This window comes from Flavobacterium sp. TR2 (assembly GCF_025252405.1).
Classification (GTDB): Bacteria; Bacteroidota; Bacteroidia; order Flavobacteriales; family Flavobacteriaceae; genus Flavobacterium.
In genome coordinates, this window is the sequence record NZ_CP104307.1 from 801,013 (window position 1) to 811,700 (window position 10,688).

Sequence of the window (10,688 nt, forward strand, 5' to 3'; positions counted from 1 at the left end):
AGAAATCCAACCGCTTTTTTATTTTATCTAAATATGATCTTCTTTGTGACTGTTTTTCCGCTGTCCAAAGTCATTTTGACCAATAAGATTTGTGGCCCCGATTGAAAGTTTGTGATGAGCCATTCCTTACTTCCGATTTGTTTTTTAAGATATAGCTGTTTGCCTTCCATATCATAAATCGTGGCTTCTTTAAGATTGTCCTGCTCCGAAATAGATTGCAGTTTGATGTTTTTATCCTTAACAGAAACAACGATCTGCTGATCCTGATTCTCAAAATCTTGATTACCCAACGGTTTGCCTCCATCCTGACTAGTATAACGCAATACAAAACGATTTAGAAAAGTTCCCGGCGCCGATGTAAATGTATACCCCCCAGTTTTAAGATTATGAATCGTATGGGTCACTTTGTCCTGCAAGTAAATATCCTGAGTGCTTAAACTTCCATCAGTATGATCTATCGCAATGGTAAAGCGCCCTTCTGGAATTGTAGATTTATAACCTAACGGAATCGTATCGGACACAACAAAAGGCACCGCTCTCCCTTGAATGACCAATTTTTTGCCTTCATTAATGCTATAAAAATCAACATAAGGGTTTGCATTCAACGTTATTGCATCGTAACTATTGTCCCATGAATTAGTGGCGCCTGTTACATAGCCGATAAGCAATTGTTTGAAGGCTCCTTCTGTATTCGTTAAGTTCAGCCATAAGCGATGTTTTTCTATATCGGTAGAAGCGGCTGCCGATTTGTAAAACTGACTGTTGCGGTTCGCAACACGCATCGAATTTGTAAAAACAACGCTTTGTCCTGTTATCGCTTTTGCAAAAAAGCCCTGTCCAGCGGCAATATAGCCTAACGGTGCCGCCTGATTTCCTGGGGATGTTGCTCCTGTTCCATCCATTTGTCCTACTTCGATCTCTCCAGATAAATTATAATAAGCAAAATCACTGCTCGTATAAGCAAAGGTATTAGTGCCCGGAATTTTGGAAGGAGGAGTATTATGTGTCCAAAAATACAATGTCCCATAAAGTCGATCTGCATTATCATGAATAAACTGATCTGCATAAACTGCTGAAGGATATGGATTTCCCAAAAGAACTAATTTTTCAGCAACCATAGGCGGTCCCGTAATCAAACCATTATTTGGCGTCCCTTTAAATTGTCCCCCATAAATCAAGGGATTATTTAAATCATAAAATTGCGGAGCGCGAATACTGTATCCATTCCCTTTTACCATTTCTCCTGCTCCATTATTAATTAAAACCCAACCCGTTGATGGATTGTATTTATGAAATTTATCAAATAATGTATTGGGAGATAAATCATGTAAGGTAAACGCAGGATCACGAGTTACTGGCGAAGACCAGTAGGTAACATCGTAACGTCTTACCGGTGTCGTATTTCTATTGTAAATAATATTTCCTGTATTCGCTACATCTGAAATTTGCACTAAACTCGAATTGTTTTCAAATATAAAAGTACCATTACCCAATACATTTACTTCATTGGTAACGGTAATTGTATTCGTTCCTTCTACGATTAGAGAACCATTATTTTCAATGGTTAATCTGCTGACAAAAAAATTAGCATTAGTTCCCGAAATAATTGGATCAACTGCCGTATCGGGAATATCTATGCAATCAGTAGCAATAGGAACGCCTGGCGGTGTCCAATTTGCAGGATTTCCCCAATTGGCATCAGCGCTTCCATTCCATGCTTTCGTAACAAAAGCATTTATTGTGACTGGTGTCGAATCTGATTCACAGCCTGACGAAATGCTTTTCACTTGAACATTGTACACCCCAGAAGACAAACCTGCAAACACTCCTGAAGTATTGCTAAAATCTATGCCGTCTATACTGTACGTATATCCAGTTCCAGACGCAGGCGAAGTAACCGTAATCACGCCTGTATTATTTACACAAGTTGGCAATTGAGTAACAGAAGCTGTCGGTGCTGCTACTATTGGATTTACTGTTAAAGAAACGCTCTGGCTGGCTTGGCATCCGCCTGAAGTTGTAATAGTCATTATACCGTTGTAAGTTCCCGAAGCGGTGTTTGCAGGAACATTCACATTTATAATATCTCCAGACCCGGAACTAAAAGGAAATGGTGTGGTTCCTTGATCTGTCAAAGCAACCCAATCAATAGCATAGCTAATTGGCGAACCAGTAGTCGAATTATAGCTTAAAGTAGTATTTTGTGCAGATGGACTTGGACAAACTGGGGTAAAAACTCCCGCTGTGCTTATAGTCGGAACACTATTAATGGTTAATGAAATTGTTTGAGTTGCCAAACATCCAGCTGCAGTAAAAATTGTCATTACTCCGCTATAAGTTCCAGCTGCAGTATTCGCTGGAATAAAAATGTTGTTGATATTTCCTGCTCCAGAATCAAAAGAAAAATCAGTGATGCCTTGATCATTTAGTGTTGCCCAATCTATTGAATACCTTATTGGAGAACCTGTCGTTGCAGTATAAGGCAAAGAAGCCATTTGTAATGATGAACTTTGACAAATTGAAGTCAGATTTCCTGATGTTGTGATGGTGGGAACTTCATTAACCGTTATGGTAAAATTGCTCGGAGCGGACACGCAGCCGTTTCCGTTTTTCACCGTTAAGGTTCCCGTATACGTGCCCGCAGCCGTTCCCGCAGGAACCGCAATGCTAATCGGACTTGCTCCTAAAGCCGCATCTGTAACCGCTGCAAAATTATTGGTCGGACTTGAATTCCAAATTATACTGTAGGAAGTTGGCAGATTTGTTGGAGCGCTATAGCTTAAGCTGGCCGTTTGAGCCGAAGCGCTAAAACAAACCGCACCCGCAGTTCCCAATGCTATCGATGGCAACGGATTGACCGTTATGGCAAAATTGCTTGGCGCAGAAACGCAGCCGTTTGCATTTTTCACCGTTAATGTGCCCGTATACGTGCCCGCGGCCGTGCCCGCAGGAACCGCAATGCTGATCGGACTTGCTCCTAAAGCCGCATCTGTAACCGCTGCAAAATTATTGGTCGGACTTGAATTCCAAACAATGCTGTAACTTGTAGGCAAATTAGTTGGAGCGCTATAGCTTAAACTTGCGGTTTGAGCCGAAGCGCTAAAACAAACCGCACCCGCAGTTCCCAATGTTATCGATGGCAATGGATTGACTGTTACGGTAAAATTGTTTGCTGTAGACACGCATCCAACTGCATTTTTAACTGTTAAAGTTCCTGTATAGGTTCCAACAGCCGTGCCCGCAGGAACCGCAATGCTAATCGGACTTGCTCCTAAAGCCGCATCTGTGACCGCTGCAAAATTATTGGTCGGACTTGCATTCCAAACTATGCTGTAACTTGTAGGTAAATTTGTTGGAGCGCTATAGCTTAAGCTTGCCGTCTGCGCCGAAGCGCTAAAACAAACCGCACCCGCAGTTCCCAATGTTATCGATGGCAATGGATTGACTGTTATAGTAAAATTGTTCGGAGCAGACACGCAGCCATTTCCGTTTTTCACTGTTAAAGTTCCCGTATACGTGCCCGTGGCCGTGCCCGCAGGAACCGCAATGCTGATCGGGCTTGCTCCTAAAGCCGCATCTGTAACCGCTGCAAAATTATTGGTCGGACTTGCATTCCAAACAATGCTGTAACTTGTAGGCAAATTAGTTGGAGCGCTATAGCTTAAACTTGCGGTTTGAGCCGAAGCGCTAAAACAAACCGCTCCCGCAGTTCCCAATGTTATCGATGGCAATGGATTGACTGTTATAGTAAAATTGCTCGGAACAGAAACGCAGCCGTTTCCGTTTTTCACCGTTAAAGTTCCCGTATACGTGCCCGCGGCCGTTCCCGCAGGAACCGCAATGCTGATTGGGCTTGCTCCTAAAGCCGCATCTGTAACCGCTGCAAAATTATTGGTCGGACTTGCATTCCAAACAATGCTGTAAGAAGTTGGCAGATTTGTTGGAGCGCTATAGCTTAAACTTGCGGTTTGAGCTGAGGCGCTCAAACAAACCGCACTCGCAGTTCCCAACGTTATCGATGGCAATGGATTGACCGTTATGGTAAAATTGCTCGGAGCAGAAACGCAGCCGTTTCCGTTTTTCACCGTTAAAGTTCCCGTATACGTGCCCGCAGCCGTGCCCGCAGGAACCGCAATGCTAATCGGGCTTGCTCCTAAAACCGCATCTGTAACCGCTGCAAAATTATTGGTCGGACTTGCATTCCAAACAATGCTGTAACTTGTAGGCAAATTTGTTGGAGCGCTATAGCTTAAACTGGCCGTTTGAGCTGAGGGGCTAAAACAAACTGGTCCCGCAGTTCCCAATGTTATGGTTGGCAATGGATTGACGGTTACGGTAAAATTGCTTGGCGCAGACACACAGCCGTTTGCATTTTTTACCGTTAATGTGCCCGTATACGTGCCCGCGGCTGTTCCCGCAGGAACTGCGATGCTGATCGGACTAGATGTTAGCGTAGCATTTGAAACTGGCAAGAAAGTATTTGTCGGACTGGCATTCCATGTAATACTGTAAGTTGTTGGGGAGTTCGTTGTCGCACTATAACTCAAACTTGAAGTTTGAGCTGAAGCGCTTAAACAGACTGATGATGCTGTACCAAGCGTAATTGTAGGAGGCCCACTTACCACAACAGTAAAATTATTCGCTGCTGATGTGCATCCAGCCGCATTTTTAACTGTTAATGTTCCTGTGTAAGTTCCCGCTGCTGTATTGGCAGGTATCGAAATAGTAATCGGACTCGCGGCCAAGGTTACATTTGAAACCGGTAAAAAACTATTTGTTGGACTAGCATTCCAAGTTATACTGTAAGTTGTTGGAGAGTTTGTAACTGCACTATAAGGCAGAGGTGTGGTCTGCGCACTTGAGCTTGTACACACTGCGGTAGTCGCGCCTAATGTTATGGTCGGCAAAGGATTGACCGTTACGGTAAAATTAGTTGGAGCAGATACACACCCAACCGCGTTGGTAACGGTTAATAAGCCTGTATATGTTCCTGCAGCCGTTCCCGCAGGAACTGCAATACTAATTGGAGTTGCAGGTAAAGCAGCATTTGAAACTGGCAAAAAACTATTGGCCGGAGATGCATTCCAAGTTATACTGTAAGTTGTCGGCGAACTTGTCGTTCCGCTATAACTCAAATTAGCTGTTTGTGCACTAGCACTTTCGCATACTGCATTAACGGTTCCCAAAGTTATTGTTGGCTGAGCTGCTATTACAATTTGCGTTGATAGCCCTATTGAAGACGTACAATCAACAGATGTTAAGGAATTAAGTACAATATTGCTATTTCCTGTGTTGGTAAATCCACTTGCCGTAAAGCTTCCAGATCCGGCCGTTGTCACAACCATTGTTGTTGTTAAATTTGTAGCCGAAGGATTGCTCCTATGATAGTTAACCGTATATTTACCTATCGGTAAATTGGCTGGCGTGCTTATCAATTGCACTTGAGAGCTAGTTCCAACCGACGTACAAACATTTGTCGCTGACATTGACGTAATACTATATGTTTTACAAGTGTATGTAATATTAACTTGACCTCTTGCGCCACTTCCTCCAATTTGCGCATCTACAGAGCTTGCTGCTCCAGCACCTCCCCCTCCATACTCTTTTCCAGAATCTCCTGGACCATTTGCGCCTAAGACACTCGCAAAACCTACTCCTCCAGCTCCTCCTAGTCCAGTTCCAAAATTAGCTCCTCGACCTCCATTTCCTGATGAAAGAAGTAAACCTAATAAAGTAGTAGCACCTCCAGTTGAAGCTCCGCCATTCATTGTGCTTATACTTCCAATAGCGCCTGTGGTTCCTGCAACGGCACTTGGAGTAGGTCCTGTTGCTGGGTTAGCATTACCTCCATGACCACCAGGAGCATAAAAAACACCTTCAAAATTTGTTACATAAGACGCCTCTCCTGTAGCTCCATTACCTGATGCTCCCGCTGTAGCCTTGGCAACAACAACATTTAAACTTTGCCTTCCAACTGTAGAAATCTTTCCTAAAGCATAAGTCCCTCCAGCACCACCTGCTCCACCTCTTCCGTTTCCTCCGCCAGCCGTGGCGCCCCCTCCTGCACCTCCAGCTCCCCAAGCTTCAACCGTAACTTCGTCCATCCCTGCTGGAAGAGGGAAAGACGAATTGCTAGCTGTTAATGAATGCGCTAAAGTTTGCGCTTTTGAAACGGTATAGAAAAATGATAAAGCTAAAATCAGGAGGATTTTAAATTTTCTACTAGATTTTAAGGGTTTCTCAATATAAGTTACTAAAGTTGAAAAGCTGAAGAAATTCAGCATAGTAAGTAAATCTTTTTTCATCTTGTGGCATTTTAGTAATTGAAAAATAAATTCAAACTCAAAACAAGATTAACTGTAGGCTTGGGAAGATCTTTTTAAGGAAATACAAGTAAGACCATATTCACTATAGAACTAAAAAGTATTCCAGCTTAACAGTCAACTTAAGGCTGATACATGACAGTTTTTAAAACTGCCCCTTTTGAAGAAAAAAAATAATTGAAAGGCTTGTAGTGAGAACGTTTTGTCGATTTAATATGCGCTTTATCGACTAAACACAACTACAAGGTACGATTTTATTTACATTAAAACCCGTAATAAACTAATAACCAGCTGATTTTAACACCTAAAATGCTAAAAACATAAAAAATAGGAAAAAACTGTTAATTTTAAAAACAACTAAACTTAATAAACTAAAAATCAATTATTTACAAATAAAAAACCATAAATGAGAGCATTTTTTCTCAACCTCTAAAAAATTACCTTTTTTGAGACTGATTGGCCATTCTCTAAAATGACTTTTACCATCAAAACCTGATGTGAGGAGAACAAATTCTGAACAGAAGCATTTTTAGTTCCCAGTTTATCTTCTTTGTATAATTGCTTTCCGGAAACATCAAATATTTTAATCTCTTTTATATTCTGATTAAAAGATTCAACAGCTATAACATGATTTTTAACGGATACTATAACTCCTTTAGAATTTGCATCAAAAGACTTATTGTCTAAGGTTTTGCTATTGTACACAATTGAGAAACGATTGTCAAAAGTTCCTGCTTCAGAATCAAACTGATAAGGGCTTTCAGAAAGATTATGAACTTTATCCAGCGCTTTATCCACCAAAAAAATATTAATTTCATTAAACAAAGCATCCTGATGATCGATTTCTACATTCAATGTCGTTTTTGCATTTGACTTATATCCTAATTGAATCGAATCGTCTTCCAGCCACGGCATAGCTTTTCCTTGAATTGCCAGTTTATTATTTTCTAAAATGCTATAAAAATCTATTTCCTGACTTGAACTGAAAGACAATGCATCGTAATAGTCTAAAGAATTGGAGGCTTCTTTAGCATATCCCAATAATATTTGTTTTAACGCATTTCCATTATTATGAAGATTCAACCAGAATCGAAGCTTTTCAGTTTCTTTTTCAGTCACAGAAGTAGCGTTAGCAGGTCTAAAAAAAGCACTATTTCGACCTTTAATTCTCATTTTCCCATTAAATTCTATAAAACCTTCCGAACTGCTTTGTACAAAAAATCCTTGTCCAGAAGCTATTGTCCCATCAGGCGCAGTATTGTAATTATTTGAATTTAGAGAAGAAGTCGTCCCAACTCCGCCTAAAAGATTATATGCCACGCAATCATTTTCTGAATATTTGCCATTTACAGGCGGTGTGCCATGGGTCCAAAAATAAAGCGCTCCTTTTATTTTGGAAGAATTGGCTTTTATAAAAAGATCAGCACTTATCGCTGATGGGTATGGATTTCCTATTAAATGATAAGCATTTGCCGCTTTAAGTTTAGCCTCAATTTTTCCATTGTTTGGAATTCCTTTAAAAACTCCTTCAAATATTGTTCGTTCAGTAATGGAGTAGTTTTGCGGAGCTCTAATACAGTAGCCCTGACCAGGAACCATAGTCATAGTGCCATTATAGTTAATATTCCATCGAGAAATTGGGTCATGCCAATAGTACTTATCACTGAGCGTGTTTGGCGAAAAATCATGCATGGTCTGATTGTCAACCGGTGAAGACCAATACGTAATATCATAGCGAATTACAGGCGTTGTTTTTCTTATTACCTGAATAACTCCTGTATTGATCATATCATCATCTGACTGATAGAGACTTGCTCCATCTTGCAAAACCAAAGTTCCCGAACCAGTATACGCAAACTCTACAGCGAGCGTGTTTTTCTCTAACAAGGTTACAGTCTTACCTTGATCAATATTGCAGCCGCAAACAGCAGTTGTAGTTAATTGCGGAAAATTTTCTTTAAAATAGACATCCTTTCCAGCTGAAGGTGGGCCTTTTGACCAAGAAACACCATTCCAAACTGTAGTATTTACACAAAGCTTCAAACGAGCGATTCTATGTTTGGAAATGCCTGCCACCGAGTTAAAATTACCACCAATAAGCAATTTATAATCTTCAGTAAATTTCATATCAAAAAGGGTATTGTTCAGTGGTGCATTAAAGGAATTATCAATAGTTCCCGAAGGCATTAATCGAATAAGTCTAGAAGATGCGACATTTTTATATGTGCCCGAAAAAGAACCGCCAATCAAAATTCGATCGTCTGGCTGGACTAAAATAGAACGCACATCGCCTTTACTAAAACCAGTTCCAGATTCAAATGTAGTGTCAAGACTTCCATCGCTATTTAGGCGAAGTATTTTCTTTTGGGAAATACCATCAAAGGCCAAAAATGAACCTCCAACAATAATTTTTTGATCGGATTGAAGTGCGATTGCATAGACATTTTTATCAAATCCATTTCGAATATTAAAACTTGGGTCAATGCTTCCGTCAGCATTTAAACGAACCATACCCGAAAATGGCTGTCCATTAAAGTTTTTAAAGTGGCCGCCGAGGAGAATTTTCCCGTCAGACTGTATTACCACTACTTCAACAGTTCCATCAGCACCAGAACCGATATTAAAATCCATATCTTTTGTACCATCAGGAAGAAGTCTCACGACCCTATTTGCATTTAAATTTGATCCATTGTACTTTGTAAACGCACCCGCTGCAATTATTTTTTGATCAGACTGAACTGCCAATTTATAAACTTGTCCATTAAATCCGTCTCCACTATTAAATGAATTGTCAATTTCTCCTGTTGATAAAACTCGAACGGTCCTATTACTGAGTTTGTCATTGTATTTTGTAAAATTTCCTCCAATAATTGCTTTTCCATCTGCTTGCAATATGACAGTCTTCACTAAGCCATTTGCCCCAGAATTTCCATTATTGAAAGATTCATCGATAGAACCGTCTTCTAAAAGGCAGGCAATTTTGGAAACCGATTTGCCATTAAATCGATTAAAATTCCCGCCAATAATAGCTTTCTGATTGGGAAGGGGCAAAATACTCAAAACAGAATTATCAAAACCTATCCCTGAGGACAAATACCCAGTATCGTGTTCTCCGTCGCTATCAATTTTGGCTAACCTGCCTTGATTTTGTCCGTCAAATACCGCAAAAGAACCGCCAACAAACCAAGAACCATCTTGGTCAGACTCCAACGTTAGTACAGAAGCCGAAGCAGGTCCTGAGCCAATATCAAAACTTGATTTTAAAGCTCCGTTCCCATTCAGAAAAACCAGTCTGTTAACATCAATGTTGTCATAGGTACCCGTAAAAGATCCGCCCACCATTACATCTCCGCTCGAATTTATTTTGATTGTTTGAACTCCTTCCTTGCTGAAGCCTGTTCCCGTCAAAAAGCTTTCGTCTCTTGTTCCGTCAGCATTCAAACGAATAAGACGATTGGCCATACCATCATTAAAAGCGGTAAAGTTTCCTCCTACAACCATTTTCCCGTCAGATTGCAGCGCTATGGCATTCACATCATCATTAAAGCCTTTTTCGCATTTAAAAGTAGAATCTAAACTTCCATTATTATTTAAACGCACAATTCTATTTGCCTGAGCTCCGTTAAACGTTATAAAATTTCCTGTTAGAATTATTTTCTCATTCTCAGTTATCTTGACGTGGGTAATATTTAATATCGAACCTGAGCCTGTTAAAAATGAAGCATCAAGCGTGCCGTTTGGAAGTAAGCGCGCTATTCTATTTACCGTAGCATTTGCATATTTTGCAAAACTTCCAACGACTATAATTTTGCCATCGGCCTGCATTGCAATATCGTAAACGATTCCGGTTGCGGCTCCAACGGCCGTATTAAAAGTAGCATCATAAGTCCCATCAGAATTCAAACGGATGAGCCTTCCAACGATAATTCCGTTATACATTGTAAAACTTCCTCCTAAAATAATTTTACCGTCCGGCTGCAAATATGACGCATAAATTTTGCCATTAAAACCGGTTCCGGTCTTAAAGCTTTCGTCTATAGATCCGTTGGGGTTTAAGCGGGTAAGATAAGAAACAGGAGAGCCATTTAAACTGAGATAATCGCCTCCAACAATCAAATTGCCATCTCTTTGCAAAAGTAGCGTGCGCACCGCTCCATCAAAACCATCTCCAATTTGTCCATCATCAAAAACATTAAAAGAAGAATCGACTTTTCCTTGTTGCGATAGAATTTTTGTGTTCGGTAAAAACAAAAAGAGAATTAGGCAATAAAATAAATTTCTAATCAAAACAATGGTATTTAAATTAATATTGTAAGAATTAGACTAAAATTAAAAAGTTGCCATAACACATACAATACCCAGATT

Annotated in this window: 2 protein-coding genes; both read right to left on the bottom strand. The window is 40.3% G+C overall.

The window, feature by feature from the left end; all coding sequences use genetic code 11:
• Nucleotides 1-23 precede the first annotated feature (23 nt).
• Entirely contained in the window at nucleotides 24-6,305 is a 6,282-nt protein-coding gene (locus tag N4T20_RS03960) for a T9SS sorting signal type C domain-containing protein (RefSeq protein WP_260671809.1), read from the bottom strand.
• A gap of 447 nt (nucleotides 6,306-6,752) precedes the next feature.
• Nucleotides 6,753-10,574, bottom strand: coding sequence for a T9SS sorting signal type C domain-containing protein (locus N4T20_RS03965; protein ID WP_260671810.1), 3,822 nt, complete (start codon nucleotides 10,572-10,574; stop codon nucleotides 6,753-6,755).
• Between the last annotated feature and the right edge of the window lie 114 nt (nucleotides 10,575-10,688).